Below are 25,049 nucleotides of genomic sequence, written 5' to 3'. Positions count from 1 at the left end.
GTAAGCGTGGCCTGACGGCCGCAGATTATGCGGCTTGCGCGGTCGGTTGATCCACCGGGGCTTCCCAGTTCCACGGCATGAGTTCGTCCCAGCGGCCGGCTGGCCAGTCGTCGGCAATCTTGGCGATGACATCGGCGATATAGACCTGCGGATCGACGTTGTTGGCCTTGCAGGTCTGGATGAGGGTGTAGATGGCGGCGGCCCGCTCGCCACCTGCGCGTGAACCGGCGAACAGCCAGTTGCGGCGGCCGACGGCGACGCCGCGCAACGCGCGCTCGGCGATGTTGTTGTCGATCTCCAGGCGTCCGTCATCGAGGAAACAGGACAAGGCCGCCCACCGCTTCGTCGCGTAGGCGATGGCCTTGGCCATGTCCGACTTGGGCGACAGGCGACGCAGCGCGCCCTCGAGCACGTCGCGCAAGGCATCGACCAGCGGGCGGCTTCGTTTCTGTCGGGCACGATGGCGGCTATCCGGCGGCTGCCCGCGCACCTCGGCCTCCACGGCATAGAGCGCACCGATCCGCTCGAGGATATCCGTGGTCAGCGGCGTAGGCGAGCGCTCATGCAGGTCGAAGATCTTGCGCCGGGCATGTGCCCAGCACGCCACCTCGGTCACGCCCTTCCGATACAGCCCGTCATAACCGGCATAGGCATCGGCCTGGAGGAAGCCACGGAAGCCGGCGAGATGCGCCTGCGGATGTGCGCCGGTGCGATCAGGGGTGAAGCGATACCATGCCGCGCGCGGGGCGGTGCTGCCCGAGGCCTGGTCGTCGGTTGCGTAAACCCACAGCCTGCCCGTCGCGGTCTTGCCCCGGCCTGGTTCGAGGACGGGCACCGGCGTATCGTCGGCATGGATCTTGTCGGCCTTGAGCACCGCATCACGGATGCGGCTGACGATGGGGTCGAGGAGCGCGGCGGCCTGCCCCGTCCAGCCGGCGAGCGTCGAGCGGTCGATGTCGAGCCCTTGCGAAGCCATCATCTCGGCCTGACGATAGAGCGGCAGGTGGTGGTCGAATTTTGAGACCACGACATGCGCCAGGGTCGCGAAGGTCGCCTTGCCGCGAGCAACCGCATGGACGGGTGCGCGCGCCTGCACGATCTTCTCGCACACCCGGCAGCTATATTTCGGACGGACGGCACGCACGACCCGCCAGCGCACCGGCACGATGTCGAGCATCTCATGGGCATCCACGCCCAGCCGCCGCAGCGCACCGCCGCAGTCCGGACAGGTGCAGGCACCAGAGGGCGGCTCGTGGACGACCTCCTCGCGCGGCAGATGGCCGGGCAGGCTGCGCACCGGCGCCGGTCGCGCCGTATCCCCCGGTGCGGCCGTTTCGGTGGCTGGCGTATCGCGCTCCGTCTCCAGCTCCTCCAGCGCCAGTTCGAGCTGCTCGATCTCGCGGCTCAGCTTCTCGGACGAGGCGCCGAACTGCATCCGCCGCAGCCGGGCGATCTGGCCACGCAGCGTGTCGATGAGCAGGTCGCGAGCGGCGAGCGCGGCGTGGGCCCGGGCGAGCGAAGCCTCCAGCGCGGCGATCCGCGCGGTCGCATCGTCTGGGGAAACGGGCGCTTCCGACATGACCCTTTTCATAGCAGATCGGCCCTGCGTGCACGAGCAAAAGCGGCGAGGATCCGGCGTTTTCAGCCCGCCAGCGTCGGCGTGAACGTCCGCTCGGGGCGCCGCCAGTCGATCCCTTCCAGCAGCATCGACAATTGCGCCGGCGTCAATGTCACCGTGCCCGTCGCGGTCACCGGCCAGACGAAACGCCCCCGGTCCAGCCGCTTCGAAAACAGGCACAGGCCCTGACCATCGAACCACAGCAGCTTGACCAGGTGACCGCGCTTGCCCCGGAACGCGAACAACGCGCCGGAATGCGGATTCTGAGCCAGCGCCTGCTGAACCAGAACCGCCAGACCGTCGAAGCCTTTGCGCATGTCGGTCACGCCACAGGCCAGAAACACCCGTGTCGGCAGCGGGGCCGGATTCACCGTAGCACCGACAACACGCGCGCCAGCGCGCCCCTGTCCACGTCGGCGTCGACACTCACCCGCACGCCACCCGGCAGGTCGATATGGATGAGGCCCGAAACGCAGGAGGCCGGCGCGACCGGCTCTGCGACCTGCACCTCTGCGAACGCTGGCAATGCGGCCACGGCACCGCCCAGCTTGCCCGCCCGCATCTGCTTTCGCCATGTGTAGATGAGGCTGCTCGATACCTCGCGTCGCGCGATGACATCTCGGACCCGCACGCTCGGCTGAAATGCCTCGGCGAGGATCTCCAGTTTCTCCGCGTCCGACCACCGGCGCCGGCCCGACACCCGGCCGACCACCTCCATGCGACCAGTCATACGAGTGCTCGTATGACCCATCTCAGACCCGAAAACTTCCCGCACCACCGCCGCCCTCGTCAAAGACGACAAGCATCCCGCCTATGGTCGGCACGGCAAGGCGGCCTGCTCGCCACGCTTACAATGTGAATGTCTTGACCTGGTCGACGGCTGACAGCGGGTGCAGCCGGACCGGACGGTCCGCTAAGGACCTTTGCATCTCCGAAACCGGTTTGGAAGGAACCCGCCATGGAACGCGGTTCCCGCTTTAGATCGTGGCGGATCGCCAGGCGTATACTTACGCCTGTTTGTGCAACGCCTATCGTGACTTCCGGGCCTCAGCGGAAGCGCATCATCAGGGCGGACAAGGCCGTGATCACGGCGGCAGGCCGCTCCAAGGGAAGAAGGTGACCCGCACCCTCAACAATGTTGAGTACCGAGCCCGCAATGCCGTCCCGCAGCGTTTCGCTCTCCGGCATGCTGCGGAGTTCATCAGCGCCGGCCGCCAAGATTGTCGTGGGGCAGGTGATGTCCCGAAGGCGCGCTGCATCGCCAGCTCTTTGGATGCTGGACTGGCGAGCAAAGACCTCGGGACCCAGCCTTTCGCTCATGCGCTGCACTCGCTCGATCATTGCATCTGTGCGATGCCCTGGCGACAGCGACCTCTCGACCGCCCGGCGGCTGAGGCGTCGAAACTGTGGCCCTTGGCCGCCCGTGGGGCGCCGCGACTCCCTGAGTTGCGGACCGTCGGGCGCCGCCGAGGTGGCAATCAACAAAAGCGCCTTTACACGCTCAGGCGCCTGATAGGCCATCTCGCGGGCGACATAGCCGCCCATCGAGAAGCCGACGACGACGACCGGCCCGTCCGTCGCCACAAGCGCTCGGTCGGCGATCGCGGCTAACGTTGTGTCACGCGTAGTATCAACATCGATGACCTCTCCTATCGCTTGGAGGTCTGGCCGCAGATCGGTCCAAAGATCGGCGTCCAACATAAAGCCGGGGACGAGAAGCAGTTTCATCGGTTTACCCATGGAGTGATGGGCCTCTGACTCGTTCCCGTGCTCGATCATCTGAATCCGGGCGATCGTGAAAATTTCTATGCAATACATATCGGTCAGGGCGGCCCGCTTCCGTCACGCGTGCGCGCGCTGCTCGACTTCCTGGCGGTACGAGGAAGAGTGGAATGAAGCGTATGAGGCCGCACTCGACAGCATTGGCGGTCGATGCCTGAGGCTGCCGAGCGCGCCCGGCAATCAGCCGGGGTTACATCGCAGTTCTTCGCCGGTATCCTAAGCGTCCTCGCCGGAGCATGCCCATGTGTGCCAGCAAGGCCACGGGTGCTTCACAGCAGACCGCCGCCATCCACGTCAATCAGCGCACCGGTGATGAAGCCGTTGGTCATGGCGAAATGATAGGCCTGCGCCAGTTCCGCGGGAGTACCCACCCGCTTGACGGGAAGAACTCCGGCGGCCCGCGTGATCGTCGCAGCGCGTGCCTCCGAACCCACTTCGCCCCACAGGCTGGTGTCGACCACACCAGGGCTGACCACGTTAACGCGACGTGGTGCGAGTTCCTTGGCAAGATGGCGACCGGCTGCATCGACCGCCGCATTCGCGGCACCTTTGACGAAGGTGCCGACACCATGTTTGCGGGAGACCTGCCCGGACGTGAAGGTGATCGAGGCGTCGGCGGACAGGAAAGGCAAAGCCGCCTGGACAACGTGTATGGCGCTGAACACCTTTGTCTCGAATGTCAGCGGCAGAACATCGTCGCTGAGATTGCTCAATGCCGACGATGGCAAACGGGCACCTGCCGTGTGCACGAGATGATCGACAGTTCCGATCCGGGCGAACACCTTTTCCAGCGTCTCATGCTCGTTGACATCTGCGGCGACCCCTTCGGCGCCGTCAGGGGCAATTCCCGAGCGGCTGATCGCGACGACGCTCGCGCCCTCGGCAACAGCCAGTTCAGCGACAGCTGCTCCAATACCGCTGCTGCCGCCGATCACGACGACCGTCTTGTTTTTCAGCGTGTCAGCCATGAGGTTGTGTTCCTTGATGATAGAGCGATGAGAAACCGGGGTAGGCGCGCAATCGAGGCGAGCAGGGCAGCCAGATCACCTGACAGGCGCGTGTGGTGTTCGGCCCAGCCGGGGGTCAGAGAAGAAGTCCCTCACTGGCCGCCGGGAGCGCGACGCCAGATCGAATAGGCAATGACCCCGCTGCTTGAGGCGCTGGCCGGGACGGCGTAGCTCAAGAGCCCGTTCTTGAAAGTATAATCCCGAACTTGGGTTTTCCCTTCCCAGTTGGGAAACGAGGCCACCTCAACTGAGAAGCGAAGCTGATGCTTGGCCGGATCTATGCTGACCCTGCCAAAGTGGGTGCTGGATCCGACAACGGCCGCTCGATACTCTTCGGGCGTACCACGTTCCTTGTCCCCACTGGCGAAGGCCGGGCGATCCACCTTGAAGATCTGTATGTTGTAACGGCCAGAGGCGTCGACCGTGAACAGCCCCTTCGGATGCTCGCCGAAGTTGGTGGTGCGGCTGCCATCGGGATGGATCTCATAAGCTGAGTCCATCACCCACGTTCCCTGTAAAGACTTTAGGCCGTCCTCCTGGGCGTGCGCGGTGCCTGTCAGCGCTGCTGTGCATGCGACGGCGACAATCCATGACTTCATTATGGAACTCCGATCTCGATTCGTAACCCTATTGACTGGTTTCATCTAATTCGCAGGTCAGAAACCTGTCAACCGGGTTACACGATGATCGAGCGCTGTTCGTCGATCGCACCGCTGCCGCGCATCACACCAATCTCTGTAACCTGATAAGCAGGTTATCCGATATTGCTTGCGCGGATGAAACCTGTCAATGAGGTTTCATGTCAGATGCCCATGAAGATGCTGCGCGACCGGAGGAGCGCGACGGGTTCCGGTTTCGGGGAGGCCGCAATGCTATCGACCTCCCGGCCACCTTGCAGGCGCGGCTCCAGCCGGCGCCACGCGAATTGCTGACCTGTCCAGAGGACTTGTCGCGCTGGCTCGTTGCCGCGGAAATGGCAGATACGCAGCCGGCCTCGGGCGAAAGCGATCTTGCGACCGCGCACCGCCTTCGCGAGGCAATCTATGCGCTCGCGAACAGCTTGCACGGACTCCCCGGCGATGCTTCCGCCGCGCGAGACACGTTGAACGAGATTGCTGCCCAACCGGCTGCAAATCCGATTTTGTTGCCCAATGGCAGGGTGCGCCTCGATGGGACCACCGCAAATCTCCTCGCAACGCTGGCGCGAGATGCAGTGCACATGTTCGGCGGTGACGAGTCGGCCCGAATCAAACAGTGTCAGTCATCGACCTGCACGCTCTACTTCGTCGATGATTCCCGGAAGGGCGACCGGCGTTGGTGTTCAATGTCGGCCTGCGGTAACAAGGCAAAAGTTCAGAAGTTTCGCGCCAGGAGCAAAGCGACGTCCGGGGACCGCGAAGCAAAGCGCGCATCCGCGGTGGATGACGGGACGTGAGATGGCGTCGCAGTTCAAGCTCCGCCGGTCGGCCTGTCTTTGTCGACATACAGCGGCAAAGTCGGGCACCGCGCGGGCAGGGCGCCCTTCGCATCAGCCTACCCCATGGAGGTCGATCACGACCTTGCCGAACGGGCCGCGCTCAAGATGGTCGAACGCTGCCGGGGCCTCCGCGAAGGGGTAGGTCCGATCGATCACAGGCTTCAGCGCGAGTGTGTCGAACGCCTGCACCATGTCCTCGAGGGCCCTCCTATGGCCAACCGTGACGCCCTGGAGGATCGCTCGCTTCAACATCATCGGCACGACCGACAGGGTAATATCGGCATCCTTGAGAAAGCCGACCTGGGAGATCCGGCCGCCGCTGGAGAGGGCTGCCGTAGATTGAGCGATGTTATTGCCGCCGATCAGCTCGAGGATATGGTCGACGCCACGCCCGCCCGTCAGGTCGAGCGCGGCATCCGACCATTGCGGCGTAGCTGCGGTATCGATGACGCCCCAGGCTCCGAGCGCCTTCGCGCGTTCCAGCTTCGCGGCGCTGCGCGAGGTAACAATGACCTTCGCGCCCGATGCACGCGCAATCTGCAGCCCGAATAGCGCGACGCCGCCTGTGCCCTGCACCAAAACAGTCTGGCCGGGCTTGATGCGACCGGTTTCGACAAGCGCGAACCAGGCCGTCAATGCGGCGATCGGAAGGGTCGAGGCTTCCTCGTCGCTGAGAGACGCAGGCGCTGCGACGGCGAAATCCTCATGCAGGAGGACATACTCCGCCAACATGCCCGGTAGCGGCCCGCCAAGTGATCTGCCGTGCCGAGACATGTCTGGCGGCGCCTCTCCATCCAGCCACGTCGTCCAGAAATTACCGACGACGCGGTCGCCCTGCCGGAAGCGGGAGACACCCGCACCGACTGCAACGACCTCGCCTGCCATGTCCGAGCCTGGCGTGAACGGCATCGCCGGCGCCTGAGGCAACAGGTGCCCCTGGACGACGAGCTTGTCCCGGTAATTGAGGGATACGGCAGAGACCCGCACGAGCAACTCGCCCCGGCCGGGCTCGGGGATCGGCACCACCACCCGCTCCAGATTGTCTATCCCGAACGCGGGCAACTGCCACCGCTGCATCGTCTCGGCCATCCTAGGTCCTTCCACCTTCATGAAGGGAAAGAGATATTGACGACGTGGTGGCGTGTATCGCGATATCTTGGCAGAATATCTCCTCTAGGAGTTCGCCAATCGATGAGCATCAATCTGCATTCCCAGCTTCAGGGTATCAGCGCCTTTGTTCATAGCGTGGAGGCCGGGAGCTTCACGGCGGCTGCGGACCGCATGGGGTTGTCCAAATCCGCGACCGGGAAAATGGTCGCACGATTGGAAGTCCGCCTCGGCGCGCAGTTGCTGCACCGTACGACCCGCAGCCTGAGCCTCACCCCGGAAGGGCAGGCCTATTACGAGAGTTGCCGGAAGGTGTTGGAAGAACTCGACACGGCGGAGGCATTGCTGGCTTCACGGCAGCGCCTCGTTTCCGGCAAGGTTCGCATCAATTTGCCGGTGTCGTTCGGGAGGCTCCACTGCATGCCGGTGCTTATGAAGCTTCTGACCTCCCACCCGGCGCTTGATCTCGATATATCGTTTACGGATCGCCGAATCGATCTGATCGAGGAAGGCATCGATCTTGTCGTCCGGCTCGGCGATCCGGGGGACCGGGCCCATCTGGTCGGCCGGCGCATCGCATGGCAACGCTCCGTCGTCTGCGCGGCCCCCGACTATCTGGAGCGTCATGGACGGCCATCCACGATCGATGATCTGGCGAACCACGACTGCCTTGCCTTCGCTCGCGATGGGCGCCCGCTGCCCTGGACCATTCTGAACGAGGACGGGATTGCGCGGTCGGTGTCGGTGCAGCCTCGACACACGGTCAGTCATGGTGAAGCGCTGCTTGACGCTGCGATTCATGGTCTTGGACTCGCCTATCTCTCCACATGGCTCGCGGGCGATTACGTTGGACGTGGTCAGCTTGAGGTGCTGCCGCTGGCGACGCCGGATGAAGAAGCGCCCATCTCGATTTTGTGGCCCGCCTCTCGCCATCTGGCGCCAAAGGTCCGTGTTGTTGTCGATGCTCTGACCGCGGCTGGATTCGCTTAACGGACTTCAAAGTCTGCGGAGGAACTCATGGCGCCTGTCCGGGATGCCGATCGGCCGGCGCTGCCGGTTTCTCAATCGGGTCGCGTCACATTGCCACTTCAAATGGAAATCAGATTGGCGCCCAGGAAGAGCAGTCCAAGTTTGTACCAGTGACCGAGCGTGCGGCCATCGATCTCCCGATACGAAAATTGTCCGAGGAAATACCCCAAGACCGCAGGCGCAATTTGCCAGATGGAGTTCAGTGATATTTGGAGATTGCTAGTGGAGTTTGTCGGAAAGGAGATCAACGCAGGCAGCAGCACAATGAAAAAGCAGCCCAGGGCGGCGGCGCGCTCATCACGGTCGAGCTTTAACATCGCAAGGTAGAGCAGAGCTGGGAAGGCGGTTCCCGTCACTCCCCCGATCAGGCCGGAGCTTAAGCCGACGATCGGCGATAGCCGGCGCTCCCATTGAAGCGGGAGCTTTCGCTCGCCAAACAGGAGCGTTGCGACGGTCATCGTGAGGATCGTGAAACCAAAGGTCGACCGCCAGTCCCCGTAGCGGTCGAAGCCAAGCAGATGGACGGCGACGCTGCCGACAAGAATGCCAGCGCTGAGCACGCCGAACCTGCGCAGCAGCATCGGAAATGACGGCGTCGCCGTGACCTGCCAGACATTGGCGATGATCGTGGGAATGATCAGGTTGGTCGGGATTTCCAGCCCCGGCAGCAAGATGAGCAGCCCCGATGCCATGGCTTGAAATCCGAAGCCCAGCGTTCCCTGGATGAAGCCGGCGGCAAAGAACACGCTCGCGACGAATGTCACGGACAGGAGGTGATCTGTCATCCGGCTTCAAGGGAGACAAAGAGCATCCACATGGCAGGGTGAACGCTACCCAGCGATTTAGGCATAGACGTCCGTATAGAGCTCGCTCGGGTCCGGCTCCGGGCTTTGAATCGAAAAGTCGACGGCTTTCATGACCAGCGCCTTTATGCGTTTATCGATCTCCTTGATGTCCTCCGGGGAGACGTTCCAGTCATTGAGAAGGCGGCCCAGCACTCGATCGATAGGATCGTTCTCGGTTTTCATTTTCTGAACTTCGTCCCGTGAACGATATTTTGCGGGGTCGGACATCGAGTGGCCGCGATAACGGTAGGTCAGCATCTCGAGAATATAAGGGCCGCCGCCCTGGCGGGCGCGATCCACGGCCCGCTTGCCGGCTTCATACACCGCACGCACGTCCATCGCATCGACCTGCTCGCCTGGAATGTTGAACGAGGCGCCGCGCTGCGAAAGGTTCGTCGTTGCCGACGCCCGTTCGATGCTGGTGCCCATGCCGTAGCGATTGTTCTCGATGACATAGACCACCGGCAGATCCCAGATCTTGGCCATGTTGAAGCTCTCGTAGACCTGGCCCTGATTGGCGGCGCCATCGCCGAAGTAGGTCAGGCAGACCCGGTCATTTTCATTATATTTGTTGGCAAAGGCCAGGCCGGTCCCGATCGACACCTGGGCACCGACAATGCCGTGACCGCCGTAGAAGCCGAGCTCCGGACTGAACATGTGCATGGAGCCGCCCTTGCCATGCGAGATGCCGGTCGAGCGGCCGGTCAGCTCCGCCATGACAACGTCGGGATCGACGCCCAAGGCAAGCATATGACCGTGGTCGCGATAGGCGGTGATGACCTGATCGCCCTTCTCGATCGCCTTCTGCATGCCGACGACGACCGCCTCCTGGCCGATGTAGAGGTGGCAGAAACCTGCGATCAGGCCTTCACCATACATCTGCCCGGCGCGCTCTTCGAACCGTCGGATGAGCAGCATCTGCTCATAGGCTTTCAGCTCGTCTTCTCTTTGGAACAGGGCGTTGCTCGTCTGTTCGTCGGCTCCTTGCGACGGCTTGAGTGCGTTCCTTGCCATGCTTGATCTCCGATCACGTGCTTGTTGTCTTGAGGCCGACGATCCCCGCCAGTGTCACCGCAATCCAAATCAGCCGAGCTGCCGTGGCCGCCTCCCGGAACACCAGGATGCCCAAAGCAACCGACCCGACGGCGCCGATCCCGGTCCAGACGGCATAGGCCGAGCCCACCGGCAGAACCTGGAGAGCGCGGCCGAGCGTGACGATGAAAAGAATCAGCAGGACGATAGACGTGGCCGCCCAACCGAAGCGGGTGTAGCCCGCCGACATCTTCACGCTCGCGGCCCAGGCGACATCGACCAGTCCCGAAAAGACGAGCAAGGCCCAAGCATTATTGGTGCTCATCGCGCCTCTACGTTTCTAGGTGTGGAATGCGACGAGAGACTGCTCGCCGGTTCAGCCCAAATCATAGAGGGGTTTCAAAGATGCTGGCGTTGGCGTTTCGAAAGTGCCGCTTGCGACGCCGCACGCCGGGAAATGGCGGAAAAGTCCACGCGCCCTGCGGGTGCTGTTGAGACGGCAGGCAAGCCGGCGGAAGCCGCTATCTTCGCCGCTGCAAAGCCCTGTTCATGCTCATGACGCCGATAAGCGCCAGCGCAAGGACGGCCGCCACGACCCATGGGAACACGATGGTTCCTGGACCATCCAGGAGGAGGCCGCCCAGCATGCCGGCGACCGCGACCGCAGTGTTCCAGCCGGTCGTATACATGGCCTGGGCAACATCCACGGCGCTACCGGCGAAGCGCGCGAGGGCGGCTTGGGTGATCGTCGCGAAGCCGCCCACCGCCAAGCCCCACACGATGACCGTTGGATAAATCGCCAGCGCTATGTTGCCACAAATGGCCAGCAGCACGACCGCCAAGGCGAAAATCAGGACGCTCGCCAGAGCGAGATGCTCAAGACGCCGATCGACAAGCATGCCGACGAACCACAGCCCGGCCAGCGACCCCAGGCCGAAGGTGAACAGAACGACCCCGACGCTCCCTGAAAGACCGGAGGGCCGTAGAAGGGGCTCGATGTAGATATAGAGTATGTTGTGGGACAGGATGAAGGTGAATACCAGAAAGAGGATAGGGCGGATTCCATGGATGTTGAAAACCGCGAGGAGCGCCTGTCGTTCTTCCTTTGACTGCCCTGGGAAATCCGGCACTGCCGCGATCACCCAGACAATCACGACCAGCGACAAGGCAGACATCACGCCGAACGCGCCTTGCCAACCGACTATGCCTCCGAGGAACGTCGAGAGCGGCACGCCAAATACGACGGCGATCGTCGCGCCGGACGCCGCGATCGCAATAGCCCGACCGCTCAGATGCGCTGGTGATATGCGGGCCGCATATCCCGCCAAGAGCGACCAGAGGAGTCCGCCGAACACGCCTGCGAGAAAGCGGGCAACGATAGAGAGGAAGTAATTGCCGGAAAGCGCGGTGGCTGCATTGACTGCAGCGAAGCCGGCAATGGTGAGAAGCAGTAAGGAGCGTCGCCGGACACCTTGCGTGAGCGACGTGACAGGGATGGCGGCGAGGAAGGCTCCAGCCGCATAAGCGGTGATAAACTGGCCCGCGAGGCTGTCGGAAACACGCAGGCCGCTTGAGATGGAAGACAGGAGACCTGCCGGCATGACCTCCGTCAGGAGAGCGATGAAGGCTGCGGTGGCCAGCGCCAAAAGGCCAAAAATCGGCAGTTTGTCCGTCGGCGAATGCGCCGGATCTGGATTGCACTCGTTGAAACGTACGGTCGATCCCATGCTTCTGCTCTCGTTGTTTATGTCCATCACGTCGTGGAGCGTGCTGCCTGCCTTTGCTCACGCGCGAAGATGATGTGCTTCCGGCGCGAAGCGGTGTCGCTGCTCATGATATCGGGACCACGTCGTCGTCGCGTTTGGGCCTTCGCAAGCCGCCATTGCGAGAATGCAATCACCCGATCGTTGCGAGGCGGATTTCTGCCTCGTATGCAAATCCGCAAGCAGCAACCCAGATTTGGGTACCATATTTTCCGGTGAGCAAGCGAACTTATGGATTGGAACGACTTCAGGCTTATCCTCGCCATCAGCCGCGCTGGCTCGTTGAAAGGTGCGGCAAGGGACCTGGGCAACGATCATTCGACGATCTTCCGCTGGCTCAATGCGCTTGAGGCCAAGCTCGAAGCGCAGTTGTTCGATAGGAACGGCGGCGTCTACACGTCCACGGAGGCGGGGGACCGGATGCTGCTTGCCGCCGAACGTATGGAATTGGAGGCGCTCGCGGTCGATCGAGAGATCACCGGGCGCGACGCACGTCTTTCGGGCAACCTGCGGATCACCTGCTCGGAATCCCTGGCCTATCGCATCCTCAACGATCTGCTTGCCGAGTTCAGGTCGCGGCATGAGGGGATTACGGTCGAACTGCTCGTCGACAATCGGCAGCTCGACCTGCTTCGCCGCGAAGCCGACATCGCGATCCGGGCCACGAGGCCCGTGGAGGGCGATTTGTTTGGGCGGCAGATCGCCGAGACCGCCTGGGCGCTCTACGCCAGTCCTCGCTATCTGGCCGATCACGACCGGCCCGTTACGGCGCCCTTCGAGGGGCATCGTTTCATCGGTTGGGACAGCTCGGCGGTCGCTGCGGCGGCCAAATGGCTGACCGACACGGTGTCGAGCGATCAGATCGTCTATCGTTCGAGCAGCCTGATCAACCAGATGATGGCCGTGAAGGCGGGGATCGGGATGGCGCTTCTGCCTTGCTATCTGGGCGATCAGGAAACGGATATCGAGAGTGTCTCTCTCCCCGAAGCGGCGCTCACGCGCGAGCTCTGGCTGATCACGCACCGGGATCTGCGCAACACCGCTCGCGTGCGAGCATTCTTCGACATTGTCGGGCAAGGGCTCGTTGACCGGCGTCAGCTGCTCGAGGGAAGCGCTCGTCGCGGAGGGTGAGATCGGCTGGTATCGCACAGGAACTACCCGTCACCAGCGGAAGCCGAGGCTTCCGGTGACAATGCGGCCGTTGCCGTAGAAGCATCCTCCCGCCGAGAAGCACGATGCGACGTAGGTTTTGTCGAGCAGGTTGGTTACGTTGATTGTCGCCCGCCAGCCTTTGAGATCCCGACGCGCCCGGCCTAAGTCATACCGCACGGTGGCATCGAATAGCGTGGCGGCCGGGACGGAGAAGCTGTTGTCGGAGTCACCGGCGCTCTTGCCGATGTACCGAATGCCGGCGCCCAGGTTGAACCCTGCCAGGGCACCATTCGTGAAAACGTGGTTCGCCCAGAGCGAAGCGAGCTGCTCGGGGACGGCAACAAGCCGCTTGCCGAGAATGGCCGGATCGGAATCCTTTCTGACAGTCGTGTCCAGATAGGTGTAGGCGGCAATCAAATCGAGATTGCCGGAGAGACTGGCGCGGCCTTCGATCTCAATGCCGCGAGACCGCACGCTCGCCGTCTGGACACTATAGAACGGATGGTCCGGGTCGGTCGTGCTGACGTTATCCTGCGTGATGTGGAAGCCCGACGCCGAGACGAAGCTGTTCATGCCTGGCGGCTGATACTTGACCCCGACCTCCGCCTGCCGTGCTTTGGTCGGTTGAAACGCATTGCCGGCATAGCCCGTGCCGAGCGTCGGCTCGAAGGAGGTAGAATAGCTGGCATAGGGCGCAAGGCCGTTGTCGAAGAGATAGACAGCCCCAACGCGGCCGGTGAAGACATGATCGTCCTGCTCCGCGCCGGTCGAGGTCAGGTGGTTCTTCGTCTTGATCGCCGACCAGTCCTGCCGTCCGCCGATCGTGAAGGCCCAACGCTCGATGCGGATCTGGTCCTGCGCGTAGATGCCGACACGGTTCCAGGTCTGATGATAGCGTTGCGCCAGCGGCGGCGCGGTGAAGGGCTGAGTGTAATCGGGCGCAAGATAGTTGATGGAGGGGATCGCACCAAATCCCGACGCCGCTGTACTGGCGGTCGATCCCTGATAGGCGAGGCCGATGAGAAGGGTGTGCTGCAGCGGACCGGAGCCAAACGAGGCCTGAGCCTGATTGTCGAGCGACATGCCATCGACATGCTCGCGCGACCAGGAAGCGGATCGAGCGAGGATGCTGTTGGTGGCGCCAAACGGCGCAAAATAGTCGCCCGCTACGCCTTCGAAGTGGGCGTCGACATGGGCGTAGCGCAGGTTCTGGCGCAGCCTCCAGACTTCACCGAAACGATGCTCGAAGGCATAGCCGAGCATATACTGCTGCCGATCGTAGCCATCGAAATTCGGCTGCCCGAGGAAGAAGCTGCGAGGAATTCGGCCGGCCGGATTAGGCAACGCCGTTCCCTGAGCGGGAAGCCAACCGGCAAAATTGTTTGCGGGATCGCTTTGGTAAAAGCCGAATAGAGTGAGGCTGGTCCTGGCATCTGGCGCCCAGGACAGCGTGGGCGCCAATACGATGCGCTGTTCCTTTGAAAAGTCGGCTTGGGTGTCGGCGCGGCGTGCAAGGCCGTTCAGTCGATAGGCCCAGGTACCGTCCTGAGTGAGCCGGCCGCCAAGATCGAATGCAAGCTCCGCTCGATTGCGATTGCCGGTCGTCAGCGTGATCTCGCGTGAGGCCCCGTCGTCAGGGCGCTTGCTGACCATATTGACGATACCGCCGGGGCTGGCCTGGCCATACAGGATCGAGGCCGGGCCGCGAAGCACTTCGATGCGCTCCAGCGGCCAGGGATCGATAACTTGCGTGGCCCAGTTCCCACCCTTCAGGAGCGGGAGACCGTCCACGAACTGCGGACTGGTTGCGGCAGCCGCGAAGCCTCCGAAACCCCGCAGGAACACGCTTTCGAGCACGCCGCCGACCCGGCTGTCGGCAAATACGCCCGGAGAATATCGCAAGCCGTCGCCGACACTTCTCACCGCTTGTTGGTCCAGTTGCGCACGTGTGATCACCGAGATGGCCTGCGGCACCTGAGTGATCGGGGTGGCGGTCTTGGTACCGGTACTGGTCTTGCGAGCGACGACCCCGTCTGTTCGCTCGGCGTCCGGGGGCAGAGTACCTGTGACGATAATCATCGAACGGACCGCAGGGTCATCGTCCTGGGCGCGAGCGACGCTTCCGGGTGCGCCAGCGATCAGCATCAGGCTCACCGGAATTGCCGATGCGAGACGCATGCCGTGCGGCAAGACGCACAGGCGGCCGAAGCATGGTGGACTCATATCGAAGAAACTCCGGGGGATCTCCCGCAACGCTATTGCGACTCGCTCGCAGTGTCAATAAACATAGGATGTTAGGATCACCCTGTAGGTGCCAACGGTAAGGAGTTTATTCGTGCCCAATCCGAGCTTCTCTCTCCATGACGTCACAGATTTCCCGCTGGTGCGGTTCCGCAGCGAGGCCGCCGATCCCGGCTATGGTCCCGCCTGGTGTGCGGAAATGGATGCGCTCCTCGAGGGCAGGGCGCGTTTTGTGCTGATCTATCCCAAGGCCGAGCGCGACGAGGCCCATGAAGACCGGAAGGCCCGCGGTGTCTGGTTGAAGCAGAACAAGGATCAACTCGTCGGGGTATGTCTGGCTTTGATCGTCGTTGAGCCCGACCCCGCGCGGCGCGCCGAACTGGAAGCTATGCTCCCCAACTTGGTGCGAGCCTTCGGCACGCCACAGGTCGCGACTGCCTCGACGGAAGATGCGCAGACCTTGGCGCGCCGCCTGCTCGCGGAGGAAGTGCTCGACGCCCGTTAAGCACTCGCCGGCGCCTTCGCCGTCGATGAGCGCGGCGCCCTAGTTGCCGATAATCGGCTTCAAGGCATCTATGATCGGAGCAACGACGGCGTGTGCAGCCTCAGCTGCCTGCTCCGGCTTCTGATCGCGGATTGCGGTCAGGATACGGATATGAGCGGCGAGGTCCGGCTCCGGAAGGTCGACCTGCGCGATGACGGCCGACGTGTTCGCGCGGACCGACGCTGCGAAGTAGCGATAGAGATCGGCTAAAGCCTCGTTGTGCGCGGCCTGCGCCACAGCGAGGTGGAACTCAGCGTCATTCTCAACGAAGGCTTCTGCATCAGATTCTTTGGCGAGCTCGCCACGTGCGTCGAGGAGCTTGGTCAGCCGTCCTACGTCTTCCTTCGTGCGTCTCTCAGCCGCCAGGCGCGCCGCCGCTGTCTCCAGAACGGCCCGCATCTCGAAGTGGTCCAGGAGGCTCGCCCGCGCAACACGGCGCATTACCTCGGCGGAATCGATACTAGAGCGGACATAGGTGCCGTCACCCTGCCGCACTTCGAGAAGTTTGGAGTGGGAAAGGACGCGAATGGCCTCCCGCACGGTATTGCGCCCGACCTGAAGCATGTCAGCCAGTTCCGCTTCTTTGGGAATGCGCTCGCCGACCTTCCATGCGCCGGTTTCCACCTGCGCGCGGATGAGATCGATGGCCGTCTCGACGAGGGAGCGACGCGGCGCATGGGGAAGTGCATTCGAGGCTAACATGACGACTTTTCTAGCATGAAAATCGGATGATCCCACCTATGGATGTCGCAGGTGGGGAAGGTAGCTCAACTGGATCCGGCTGCCGGCGAGATATGGCTCCTCCTGCCTAGCTGTGCGCCAAGCTGTCTCCCGCCTCGGCGGGCAGCCGCCAATAGGCGATCGTTGGTAGCAGCGTGAGCAGGGACGTGAAAACGAACGCCCACGTGGAATCAGCGACGGTGAAGCGGTGATCGACCGCCAGACTTCCACCCGCACTCAGGGTGCTCGCGAACCGCGAGCAAACCGCACCAAAGGCAATACCCAGGCCCGACGTCATCTGCTGCATTGTGCTCCTACCGTACTGGCCGAGCTTTTCAGCTTCTCCGTCCCGGCCGCCCCCTTTGGCAAAGCGGCCGACCCGGTGCCGCCAGCTGCTATTTGATGATCAGCTCGCTTCCCCGAATTCGGACGCGCGGCAGTTCATCTATGGAGAGATCGTCGATGCACCTGACATTTATCGCCCAGCCCTCGAAGGGTTGTTTGCCAGCTACCCGTTCCGCTTGTGTCAGCCGACTTGGTTTTCGAAAGGGCATGATCCCGCACGTTGGGCAGAAATAGTCCGCTCCCGTGCCTGTACCCCAAACATAGACGCTCAGGTCGGCCAATGGCGTGAGGAAACGTATCGCCTCAGGTGCGACGCGGAAGGAAAGTGCTCCTCGGCGCCGACAAACGGAACAGTCGCATTCTCTGACATGATCGATATCGGCTTCGACCTCGGATCGACTGCGCCCGCAGTGGCATCTGACGTGATGAAGCCGCATCGTCATTGAGCCGTCCCCTTTTGGTGCTTGGCGCATCGACACCACCCATCATGGAGCCACGATATATGGTCGCATCAACGGCGTTCCAGCTCGGTGCCAACCTTGAACTCTCACTTTTAGCGCGGGTTCTTGGCTCTATAGCCGGGCTGGGCGAAAGGATGGGCGTCAGAGAAAGCCGACAGCGCGAAGCAGCGCTTCGCCAGAGCCTCGACTTGTGGGTAGCTCGACAAATCCATGTGATACACTTCCGCCAGCGCCACCTGGCCCGCGATACCGATGTCTCCCACGGAAATGAACTCGCCCAGCGCAAACGGTGCAGGCGGACGCCTGAGGAGCAGCCTCTCATAGGTCGCAAGGCCCTCTGCCGTCCAATGCCGGCACCAGGCCTCAATGCCGCTGGAATCGGCCGCCAAGACATCTTTCAGATGCTGGCGCACCCGAGGCACCGTCAAAGGATGGACGTCGGCCGCAAGGACCATAGCGAGCGAGCGGGTATAGGCGCGCTCGAAGGGTTCGGCTGGCAAAAGTGGCGGTTCGGGCGCGATCTCGTCGAGATATTCGATGATCGCCAGCGACTGAAAGATTTGGCGGTCATCGTGGACGAGGGTCGGGACGACATGACCCGCGTTGATTTCGGCATAGGCAGAGTCGAACTGATCACCAGAAAGGAGATCGATATCGATTTCCTCATAGGGCAGCGCCTTCAGCGCGAGCGCAACACGGACGCGGAAGGCAGCGTTGGAACGCCAGAAGCCATAGAGTTTTAGTGTCATGTTACGCAGTCCTATCCGTGGTGGCTGAGCGCGGCAGCGACCGCCGGTCGCGCCTGCACTCGGTCCAGATAGGCGGAAAGATTTGGCCATTCTGCGAGATTGATTCCCTTGCCTGGCGCCCAGCGTGCGATGGCGAAGCAATAGGCATCGGCTCCGCAGAACTTGCTGCCGAGAAGGTAGTCCGAATTTTGCAGATGTTGGTCGAGATAGGTGAAGCGGTCAGCAATGCGCGCCGTCGCCACCGCCGCTGCTTGCTCCCCGTACTCGGGGTGAAACAGCCAGGGGCTAAAGCTCTTATGCAGCTCGGTACCAACGAACGTCAGCCATTCGATCTGGCGATAATGATCGAGCGTGGACCGCTCGCTGCATTCGCCGCCGATATATTGAAGGATGGCGACGCCCTCGGTCAGCAGGTCACCATCATCCAGTTCGAGCGCGGGCACATAGCCCTTGGCGTTGATTGCCCGAAAATCGGTCCCGTCAGCGAGTTGATGGGGGGTTGCGCGGATATCGACAGGAACAAGCGTCAATGCAAGACCCGCCTCTTCGGCGGCGATCAAAGCCGCCAGAGAGCAAGTGCCCGGTGCATAATAGAGTTTCATGACAGATTACCTCCTCAGAATGATGGCAATCTAGTCCTGGGATAGCATTCGGGAATTTGTCTTGTCGCAAGCGGCTCTTGTCAGCGCACAAGGGCCTGCTGAGCCAGGCTGTGATGCGGTCCCAAGCCAGCGGAAGCACGACGACAGCGCTCGATTGCGTCGCGGCGGCGCGTGTGCAGCTTGCGTCAGGCAGGTTTTAGATTGAAGTTATTCAACTCCATTAGCCGTTATCAATGGTAATTACACAATAATATTGAGTATTCAGCGCTATGACGCGGAGATAATGTTCATCGTATGTCGCATGATTCGATTCACTTACCCCCGGATATAAAGGCTACCCGTCCGCCCAGGACCCGTCAATCATTACAAACGCCGCTGGTTACTTCATAGTCCCGATTTTAGGATTATCAGGACTGTTGCGGGCTCGCAATGCAGACTTGCAAACATGCAAATACTCTGCGGCAAGATGTGCGGCTAAAACACGTAACGATCTCGTGAGACGTCAGGAGGAGGTCGCCCCATGCAATCCAGGGATAACGCCTGCGGCATTTATCTCATCGTCAAGAGCGGATTATCTTACGAACTTGCACATGCGGGCACGGCCAGGAATTTCCCAATATCAGGAATGGGAGTTGATGGACATATGCTGACGCGAACAGTCGCAGAAACAAATGGCAGGCGCCGGAGAAGCGAGGACGAGGTTGAGGAACTTTTTGGTCGTCTAACTGGGCGTTGGACACTGCAAATATTGGTCTCTCTCAGCTGCCAAGAGCAACGGTTCAGCACGATACGAAAATCTATACCGAAAATAAGCGCCAACGTCCTGACGGTTCGGCTTCGCGAGCTGGAGGCAACCGGGCTGGTCCGTAGAGAGCTGGGCAAAGCTCCTTGCTCATTTCCAACTTATCAGCTTGGTCCGCTCGCTCTGCATCTCCGCCCGGCTCTCGAATGTTTAGCGCGGTGGAAAAGTGACATTGCCGTCGTTGACCCTGCGGATGTTGTTCAGAATCAGAAGCGGAGTTACCTCTGCTCGCACAATAGCCTAACGCCATCTTCCTGCAGCACTGCCGGTCAATAATCTTGAGCAAGCTTTAGCGAAGATGCCAAGTGTAGAAATCGGGCGGCACTACTTTTATCACAAGAGCGACCTCCGTAAGGCAATCGCGATATCGACGTTGATGGCATGGAGCGCGACGTCGCCGGCCGGTGTGAGCAAACGGATGGCGTTCGCGCCAGAAAGAATAGCGGTCCAGCCGATCGGTTGTCCGACAGCACATCGGCGGAGTGGGTGGTGACTACGGAAGCCGGAGGTAAATGATGACGAATCTGCGTTCGGTTATGCTGCGCGAAGCGAGGGGGCAGTGAAGCCCGGCGGTCTATCATCAGCCGATCTGACCGACGCTATGCTCCAGCGTATTGCGAAGCTCGCAACGTCGTGTCAGCCGGCTACCGACTGGCCGCGGCGGCAACATTCGCTGTGAGCGGCGAGATGGGCGCTGAGATTGCCGCTCCTCACGGCCTCATGGTCGGACACCCACGTCGCTGGTTTGCGCTGCCTGTGCTCCTCACGGGCGCGTTCCTCCCGATCCTCGACTTCAATGTGGTCAATCTCGCGTTGCCCTCGATCCAGCAGGGATTAGGCGCCACAGCCGGAGACGTTCAGTTTGTGATATCCGCATATGCCGCGACCTATGCTGTTTTCCTAATTACCGGCGGGCGGCTCGGTGACTGGCTCGGCAGAAAACGTATGTTCCTGCTCGGCGTGGCAGGATTCACATGCGCCTCGCTCCTTTGCGGACTTGCTACGTCGCCTGATATGCTGATCGCAGCCCGTGTCCTCCAGGCGTTGACAGCGACGGGAATGGCGCCCCAGGTGCTTGCCTCAATCCGGGTTCTATTCCCACCGGCAGAACAGGCGACTGCGCTCGGTCTCTACGGAGCGACATTCGGCCTTGCGAACATCATGGGACAGATATTGGGCGGCCTCTTGGTCTCGGCTCACCCGTTCGGGCTTACCTGGCAGACAATTTTCCTGATCAACATTCCAGTCGGCCTCTTGGCGTTCGCCGGAGGATGGCTGTTCCTCGCCGATACCCGCGCCGAGGATGCCGGGCGGCTTGACTTGGGAGGGGTCGCCCTTCTCTCGTCGATGCTCGGCCTGCTGGTCTATCCTCTGGTCGAGGGCCGCGAGGCAGGATGGCCCATCTGGGCCGTTTGCATGCTTGCGGCTGTGCCGGCCATGCTGGCCGCATTCATCGCTTTCGAACGGCGCGTAAAGATCTGACGCCGATGGCGGCCGGCATGCGAACCCTGCCGTTCGGCATTGGCTATTTCCTCGCCTCGTTCGCTGCGGCCGCGCTGATGGCGCGCTTCGGGCCTCGCGCCCTGACGCTTGGATTTGCTGTGCAGGTCGTTGGATTTGGCGCGTTGGCAATTGCTGTTGTCGTGGATGTGGTGAGCATGCTCACACCCGCTTTGATCGTCGCCGGCGTCGGATTCGGCATCGTCATGCCGTCGGTGATCAAGGCCGTGCTTGGTGGAGTTGATCAGCGCCATGCCGGGCTGGCCTCTGGCGTGGTCATCTCCACGTTCCAGATTGGCTCCGCCCTCGGTGTGGCCATCGTCGGCGGGATATTCTTTAGCATCCTTGGCACCGGCAGGAGTCCTGCTGATCATGCTCATGCCTTCGCGATCGCACTCAGCTGCAACGTCGCGCTGCTCGTGCTCGGCGGACTCTTGTCTCTATGGCTTCCTGACGATCCGATGTCCTGACCCATCGCCTGTCCGCTGGTTCTCACCCAAGGCGGTCTATCTGCGGGCGGCTGACTCGGCGATGGTTTCCATCGTCAGGTCGGTAACTTGAAACAAAAATCGCGGTCTTCCAACTCGGAGCTCGCGTAGTCATTGCTCCGATGAGAGATCGCGATCGAGCTCCGGGGGCAACTGTGATGTTCAGCCGAGCGCGATGGGCTGTCGTTTACGGATCATGGCGTTGAGGATGACGAGGAGTTGTCTGGCGACGGCGATGAGGATGGTCTTGGGAGCCTTGCCCTTGGCGCGCATCCTGTCGCGCATGGCGGTGAGAGCTGGGATGCGTCGTGAGGCGTTGAGGGCGGCGATATAGAGCGCTTCGCGGACCTTGCGCCTGCCGCCCCAGATACGACGAGCGCCGCGCCAGGTTCCGCTTTCACGTGCATGGGGAGCGAGGCCGGCGAGGGACGCGATTTTTCGCCGGCAGAGCGTACCGAGCTCTGGCAGTTCGCCGAGCAGGGTGGCGAGGACGGTAGGACCGATGCCGGGGACGGCAGCGAGCAGGCTGGCTTGTTCGGATAGGGCCTGATCCTCGGCGATGAAGGTTGCGATCTGGCGGTCGAGCGTGGCGATCTGCTGGCCGAGCAAGGTGATCATGGCCTCTATGGCCTGGGCGATTTCGGGCTGGCCGGCGCTGTGGCGATGCAGCTTTTCGGCTTTGCGCATGTCGACCAACTGCCTGCGGCGACGCAGGAAATCGGCAAGACGTGTGCGGGCTGGGCTAAGCGGTATTGTCGCAGGCAGATCCAGCGCCGCGCCCATCTGGGCCAGGACGCGGGCATCGACGCGGTCGGTCTTGGCCAGCGTCCCGGTCGCCCTGGCGAACTCGCGTGCCTGTCGAGGATTGACGCGCGAGAAAGGGTGGCCGCGCGCTGCCAGGGCGGCGATCAGGTCGCCGTCGCAGCCGCTGGTGGCCTCGAAGACGATACGGACATCATGGTCGAGTGTGTCGAGCCAGGTGCGGATGGCATCTGGCATATTGTCGATCCGGCCGACCTTCCCAGAAGGCAGATCGCAGGTGTCGATGAAAGCACGCGAAAGGTCGCAGCCGATGACGGCTTGTGGCATGGTAAGGCTCCTGTCCATGTCGTGCGGGATCAGCAGTCCCAAGCAACTGTTCAGGTTGATGACCAAGCGGAAGGGACCCTTGCTCCCTATCGGGCTCCAGACCCTCGGGGGGGACGGGCTCCCTTCCGCAACCTCTTCATACCATCATCGCATAAGACAGGGGGGGGGGGGCGTGCATGGGCGCCTCCCGGCTTATTTGTGACGTGATGCTGCTCGTACCGAAGACCTGGGGGCATTAGCAGAAGCTTTATCTGCTATCGACGCCATTGAAGCTCGCAATCGTCACGTGGTTTGCAACGCCCTTGCCTAGAACTGACGCTCACGCGTCAAGGTGCGGAAAAGCCGTCTGGTTAGCCGTCCGTCTTCGATGTCAGCGAGAGCCACCTCGACCACGGGCGCAATCTGCTCGAGCGTCCGCCGCACTCCAGCTTTGAGCGCGAGATAGTTGGGCGCGGATCCACCCATAGCTTGAACGATGATCTGGCGCAGCTCTCCGCTTCTGCGCGACCGAGCTTCGACGATGAAGTCGGGGCGGCCGGAGCCGAGAGGCGTCAGGATATCAAAGACCGGCTTCTCGATCGCGAGATCGATGCCGGCCCGATCGAATGCTCTCCTGGCACCGAGAATCGCGCGGAGAACAACCCGCTCGAAGTCGGACTCGACCGGCATGAAGCGGTTACCGGAATAGATTGGCTGTGCGTAGGCGCGCAGCGGGGCATAGCCCCGGGCCTCGGGATATTCACCGAGGACGACGATGACGAGATACGGGCCCTGGATCCGATTGCCGCGCACGGACGGCGACTGGATGCGGTTGGCGATCGTCAGCGGCTCGCACCCCGCGGCCTTGAGCAGGGTGCCTTTGAACTCCGGGGCGAAGAGCGTAAGGAAGCCTTGCGGCGCGTGGCCCGGCGGCCATCGCCGGGAGAGCTCGCGGATGCTGGCATAGGCACGTTTGCTATGGAGCGCGTCGCCATGGGTCCAGAGAGCTCGGCCGAGTTCGATGCCCGGCGCGATTTCGATCTTCGCCGCAGCCGCGACGAGCGCGCGGAACTCGTGGACGATCGACCGTTCGGCCCGTTCCTCGGTCATCGGCGGCGCGATGTTGAGGCCCGCATTGTTCAGGAGGCGCCAGAGGAGGCGAGCGAGGCGCGGTACAGAGGCACTGCGCGTCCTGTCGTCGCTCGCATCGTCTAGGGGGCGCTGAGCGAGCTTTTCCGGTGCTGGCCGCAGAACCTCGAAATAGCCGACTGGCGAATCAGCCGGGGTGAGCGCGCTGCGCGTCTCGGTGATCCTGTTGGTCACCTGGTCGCGGAAAAACGGGCACGTCGAGCGGTGCTCCGGGCGCTTAGCGTTGGTGAGCCGTCGCAGATAGTAAGTCTCGGCTTCGGAGAGGAAGGCTGGCGTCAGGATCGGCGGCGACGTCTCGGCACCCAGACAATCGCAGGCGATCCATTTGGCGCCGATCCGGGCTTGCTGGACGAGCATGATGCCGGCGTCCTCATCGTGGCGTGACCCTTCGCCGATATACCAGCGCACCAACGCACTTCGGAGCTCGACCGGAAGGGGGATGCGGGTTTTGCCGAGCCCGCCGCTGTGACGATCGATCAACCACATGGAGAGGCCTGTCAGGCTTGTTTAGGCCGATTCTTCCGAAGTTGCGCGCGATTGACAACACCAATCGCGTTGACCTCCACTTTCGGAATTGTCGAAAGGGAGCACCTCATGAGGCCGATTTATCTCGCAAGCGCTGCGTTGCTCACCCTCGGCTGCGGAGCTACGGCTGAAGCCGCCGCGAAGCAGCACGGGCACCGCAAGGTGGAGGTGATCGTGATGGGAGCGACCGGGCGCGCGTCGTCGAAAGATGGCCTTGCAGCCGAGGTAGTGACGGGCGCCAAACCCGCATCGCCTCCCGATCTCGCGCCAATGCCGGCGGCTTTTCGAACCCATGATTTGAGCCGCCAGTGGGTCGCATTCCAAATGGCCAACAGCTTCAGCTCAAGCACCATCGGCCGCGGAGGTGAGGTAAGTACCCCGCCGACGGCAGCCCCGGCAGGCGTGGTCCCTGCCTCGCCGGCTGTCGCAATCCCACGGTGGATGACGGAGGGAGCATCCTTCGCGAGCGCTCCAACGAGCTTCTCCCCGGGATGCGCGGCAGCAAACTATCGGCCGTCGGGGTTTCTTGATCAGCGGACGGAATATCGGCGGCTCGGCTATTACGGAATAATGAGCAGCATCGCGTGTGAGTACGGGATACCCGTCAGCCTGTTCGATGCGATGATCATCCGGGAGAGCGGTTACAACGCCGACATCTACTCGGCCAAGAACGCATTCGGCCTCACGCAGCTCATGTCGAGCACGGCCGCCGGCATGGGTGTCGATCGGTATGACGTGGAGCAAAACCTACGCGGAGGCGCCCGCTACCTGCGACAGCAGCTTGATCGCTTCGGTGCCGTCCATCTGGCGCTGGCAGCCTACAATGCCGGTCCTGGCCGGGTGAAGGCTGGTGTCATTCCTAGAATCGCAGAGACGCAGGACTATGTCGACAACGTGCTCACCAACTGGCAGCGATTGGCGGGTCTGCCGCGCGGCGCAACGGTGCAGGGCGTGTCCGCGGGAGCTATCGCCACGTCGCGCGCGATCGGCCGGGTGGCAACGGTTTCTTCATATTAGGTGAGAGCCGCATTAGGGCCATAGGG

The 25,049-nt window shown here is 62.1% G+C and carries 27 protein-coding genes and 1 pseudogene; 9 read left to right on the top strand and 19 right to left on the bottom strand.

The window, feature by feature from the left end:
• Positions 1 to 25: 25 nt before the first annotated feature.
• The 4 genes from tnpC to LHA26_RS19795 form a co-directional block, all read right to left on the bottom strand.
• Positions 26 to 1,579 (bottom strand): IS66 family transposase, encoded by a 1,554-nt coding sequence (gene tnpC, locus LHA26_RS19810; protein ID WP_252166689.1) that lies wholly within the window; start codon positions 1,577 to 1,579, stop codon positions 26 to 28.
• Positions 1,580 to 1,641: 62 nt separating this feature from the next.
• A complete protein-coding gene (gene tnpB, locus LHA26_RS19805) occupies positions 1,642 to 1,989 on the bottom strand; it encodes an IS66 family insertion sequence element accessory protein TnpB (protein ID WP_302898025.1) in 348 nt (115 codons plus the stop codon).
• The gene (tnpA, locus tag LHA26_RS19800; RefSeq protein ID WP_252166688.1) at positions 1,986 to 2,336 is read right to left on the bottom strand and encodes an IS66-like element accessory protein TnpA; all 351 of its coding nucleotides are present in this window, start codon (positions 2,334 to 2,336) and stop codon (positions 1,986 to 1,988) included. Before tnpA ends, tnpB begins: the two co-directional genes overlap by 4 nt.
• Before the next feature lie 329 nt (positions 2,337 to 2,665).
• A complete protein-coding gene (locus tag LHA26_RS19795; RefSeq protein WP_252168956.1) occupies positions 2,666 to 3,346 on the bottom strand; it encodes an alpha/beta fold hydrolase in 681 nt (226 codons plus the stop codon).
• A 30-nt stretch (positions 3,347 to 3,376) separates the two neighbouring features.
• Here LHA26_RS19795 and LHA26_RS19790 point away from each other — a divergent pair.
• Positions 3,377 to 3,514 (top strand): annotated as a pseudogene (locus tag LHA26_RS19790) (LysR family transcriptional regulator); the annotation flags it as partial.
• Between the two features lie 155 nt (positions 3,515 to 3,669).
• On the opposite strand, the gene LHA26_RS19785 reads toward LHA26_RS19790, so the two are convergent.
• Together LHA26_RS19785 and LHA26_RS19780 are read right to left on the bottom strand one after the other, a co-directional pair.
• A complete protein-coding gene (locus tag LHA26_RS19785; protein WP_252168955.1) occupies positions 3,670 to 4,368 on the bottom strand; it encodes an SDR family oxidoreductase in 699 nt (232 codons plus the stop codon).
• A gap of 131 nt (positions 4,369 to 4,499) precedes the next feature.
• Positions 4,500 to 5,006 (bottom strand): lipocalin-like domain-containing protein, encoded by a 507-nt coding sequence (locus LHA26_RS19780; protein WP_252168954.1) that lies wholly within the window; start codon positions 5,004 to 5,006, stop codon positions 4,500 to 4,502.
• 200 nt (positions 5,007 to 5,206) lie between these two features.
• Between LHA26_RS19780 and LHA26_RS19775 the strand changes: the two genes are divergently transcribed.
• On the top strand, positions 5,207 to 5,842 hold the full coding sequence (locus LHA26_RS19775) for a CGNR zinc finger domain-containing protein (RefSeq protein ID WP_252168953.1): 636 nt from the start codon (positions 5,207 to 5,209) through the stop codon (positions 5,840 to 5,842).
• Between the two features lie 93 nt (positions 5,843 to 5,935).
• Here LHA26_RS19775 and LHA26_RS19770 read toward each other — a convergent pair whose 3' ends face one another.
• Positions 5,936 to 6,973 (bottom strand): zinc-dependent alcohol dehydrogenase family protein, encoded by a 1,038-nt coding sequence (locus LHA26_RS19770; RefSeq protein ID WP_252168952.1) that lies wholly within the window; start codon positions 6,971 to 6,973, stop codon positions 5,936 to 5,938.
• A gap of 102 nt (positions 6,974 to 7,075) precedes the next feature.
• On the opposite strand from LHA26_RS19770, the gene LHA26_RS19765 reads away from it, so the two are divergent.
• Positions 7,076 to 7,981, top strand: a complete 906-nt coding sequence (locus tag LHA26_RS19765) for a LysR family transcriptional regulator (protein ID WP_252168951.1) — start codon at positions 7,076 to 7,078, stop codon at positions 7,979 to 7,981.
• Between the two features lie 98 nt (positions 7,982 to 8,079).
• On the opposite strand, the gene LHA26_RS19760 is transcribed toward LHA26_RS19765, so the two are convergent.
• From LHA26_RS19760 to LHA26_RS19745, 4 genes are all read right to left on the bottom strand, one after another.
• Complete coding sequence (locus tag LHA26_RS19760) at positions 8,080 to 8,805, bottom strand: TSUP family transporter (RefSeq protein WP_252168950.1); 726 nt, start codon at positions 8,803 to 8,805, stop codon at positions 8,080 to 8,082.
• A 57-nt stretch (positions 8,806 to 8,862) separates the two neighbouring features.
• Positions 8,863 to 9,879 (bottom strand): pyruvate dehydrogenase (acetyl-transferring) E1 component subunit alpha, encoded by a 1,017-nt coding sequence (gene pdhA / locus LHA26_RS19755; protein ID WP_252168949.1) that lies wholly within the window; start codon positions 9,877 to 9,879, stop codon positions 8,863 to 8,865.
• Positions 9,880 to 9,892: 13 nt separating this feature from the next.
• A complete protein-coding gene (locus tag LHA26_RS19750) occupies positions 9,893 to 10,222 on the bottom strand; it encodes a DMT family transporter (RefSeq protein ID WP_252168948.1) in 330 nt (109 codons plus the stop codon).
• A 196-nt stretch (positions 10,223 to 10,418) separates the two neighbouring features.
• Positions 10,419 to 11,624, bottom strand: a complete 1,206-nt coding sequence (locus LHA26_RS19745) for an MFS transporter (protein WP_252168947.1) — start codon at positions 11,622 to 11,624, stop codon at positions 10,419 to 10,421.
• A gap of 267 nt (positions 11,625 to 11,891) precedes the next feature.
• Here LHA26_RS19745 and LHA26_RS19740 point away from each other — a divergent pair, with 267 nt between their 5' ends.
• A complete protein-coding gene (locus LHA26_RS19740) occupies positions 11,892 to 12,791 on the top strand; it encodes a LysR family transcriptional regulator (protein WP_252168946.1) in 900 nt (299 codons plus the stop codon).
• A 30-nt stretch (positions 12,792 to 12,821) separates the two neighbouring features.
• On the opposite strand, the gene LHA26_RS19735 is transcribed toward LHA26_RS19740, so the two are convergent.
• Entirely contained in the window at positions 12,822 to 14,957 is a 2,136-nt protein-coding gene (locus LHA26_RS19735) for a TonB-dependent siderophore receptor (protein WP_252169034.1), read from the bottom strand.
• A 190-nt stretch (positions 14,958 to 15,147) separates the two neighbouring features.
• Between LHA26_RS19735 and LHA26_RS19730 the strand changes: the two genes are divergently transcribed.
• A complete protein-coding gene (locus LHA26_RS19730) occupies positions 15,148 to 15,558 on the top strand; it encodes a GntR family transcriptional regulator (RefSeq protein WP_252168945.1) in 411 nt (136 codons plus the stop codon).
• 39 nt (positions 15,559 to 15,597) lie between these two features.
• Here the strand turns inward: LHA26_RS19730 and LHA26_RS19725 are convergent, their stop codons facing one another.
• From LHA26_RS19725 to LHA26_RS19705, 5 genes are all read right to left on the bottom strand, one after another.
• Positions 15,598 to 16,299, bottom strand: a complete 702-nt coding sequence (locus LHA26_RS19725) for a FadR/GntR family transcriptional regulator (protein ID WP_252168944.1) — start codon at positions 16,297 to 16,299, stop codon at positions 15,598 to 15,600.
• A gap of 106 nt (positions 16,300 to 16,405) precedes the next feature.
• A complete protein-coding gene (locus tag LHA26_RS19720; RefSeq protein ID WP_252168943.1) occupies positions 16,406 to 16,624 on the bottom strand; it encodes a hypothetical protein in 219 nt (72 codons plus the stop codon).
• A gap of 88 nt (positions 16,625 to 16,712) precedes the next feature.
• Entirely contained in the window at positions 16,713 to 17,099 is a 387-nt protein-coding gene (locus LHA26_RS20280; protein WP_252169033.1) for a GFA family protein, read from the bottom strand.
• A gap of 116 nt (positions 17,100 to 17,215) precedes the next feature.
• Positions 17,216 to 17,872, bottom strand: a complete 657-nt coding sequence (maiA, locus tag LHA26_RS19710; protein ID WP_252168942.1) for a maleylacetoacetate isomerase — start codon at positions 17,870 to 17,872, stop codon at positions 17,216 to 17,218.
• A gap of 11 nt (positions 17,873 to 17,883) precedes the next feature.
• Complete coding sequence (locus tag LHA26_RS19705; protein WP_252168941.1) at positions 17,884 to 18,474, bottom strand: glutathione binding-like protein; 591 nt, start codon at positions 18,472 to 18,474, stop codon at positions 17,884 to 17,886.
• Between the two features lie 520 nt (positions 18,475 to 18,994).
• Between LHA26_RS19705 and LHA26_RS20230 the strand changes: the two genes are divergently transcribed.
• The 3 genes from LHA26_RS20230 to LHA26_RS19695 all read left to right on the top strand — a co-directional run bounded on the left by LHA26_RS20230 (position 18,995) and on the right by LHA26_RS19695 (position 21,246).
• Positions 18,995 to 19,552 carry a winged helix-turn-helix transcriptional regulator gene (locus LHA26_RS20230; RefSeq protein WP_367890756.1) on the top strand — a complete coding sequence of 186 codons (558 nt, stop codon included), beginning with the start codon at positions 18,995 to 18,997 and terminating at the stop codon, positions 19,550 to 19,552.
• A gap of 399 nt (positions 19,553 to 19,951) precedes the next feature.
• Positions 19,952 to 20,758, top strand: a complete 807-nt coding sequence (locus tag LHA26_RS19700) for an MFS transporter (protein ID WP_252168940.1) — start codon at positions 19,952 to 19,954, stop codon at positions 20,756 to 20,758.
• A gap of 5 nt (positions 20,759 to 20,763) precedes the next feature.
• A complete protein-coding gene (locus tag LHA26_RS19695) occupies positions 20,764 to 21,246 on the top strand; it encodes an MFS transporter (protein WP_252168939.1) in 483 nt (160 codons plus the stop codon).
• Positions 21,247 to 21,426: 180 nt separating this feature from the next.
• On the opposite strand, the gene LHA26_RS19690 is transcribed toward LHA26_RS19695, so the two are convergent.
• Together LHA26_RS19690 and LHA26_RS19685 are read right to left on the bottom strand one after the other, a co-directional pair.
• Positions 21,427 to 22,419 (bottom strand): IS110 family RNA-guided transposase, encoded by a 993-nt coding sequence (locus tag LHA26_RS19690; protein ID WP_252168938.1) that lies wholly within the window; start codon positions 22,417 to 22,419, stop codon positions 21,427 to 21,429.
• A gap of 240 nt (positions 22,420 to 22,659) precedes the next feature.
• Complete coding sequence (locus LHA26_RS19685; protein ID WP_252168937.1) at positions 22,660 to 23,967, bottom strand: DUF8535 domain-containing protein; 1,308 nt, start codon at positions 23,965 to 23,967, stop codon at positions 22,660 to 22,662.
• 108 nt (positions 23,968 to 24,075) lie between these two features.
• Between LHA26_RS19685 and LHA26_RS19680 the strand changes: the two genes are divergently transcribed.
• A complete protein-coding gene (locus tag LHA26_RS19680) occupies positions 24,076 to 25,023 on the top strand; it encodes a lytic transglycosylase domain-containing protein (protein ID WP_252168936.1) in 948 nt (315 codons plus the stop codon).
• Positions 25,024 to 25,049 lie beyond the last annotated feature (26 nt).

Origin of the sequence: Sphingomonas morindae, assembly GCF_023822065.1 — a bacterium.
Lineage (GTDB): Bacteria > Pseudomonadota > Alphaproteobacteria > Sphingomonadales > Sphingomonadaceae > Solisphingomonas > Solisphingomonas morindae.
Note: the sequence above shows the minus strand (reverse complement) of the source record. Positions and strands in the feature narration are given on the sequence as shown.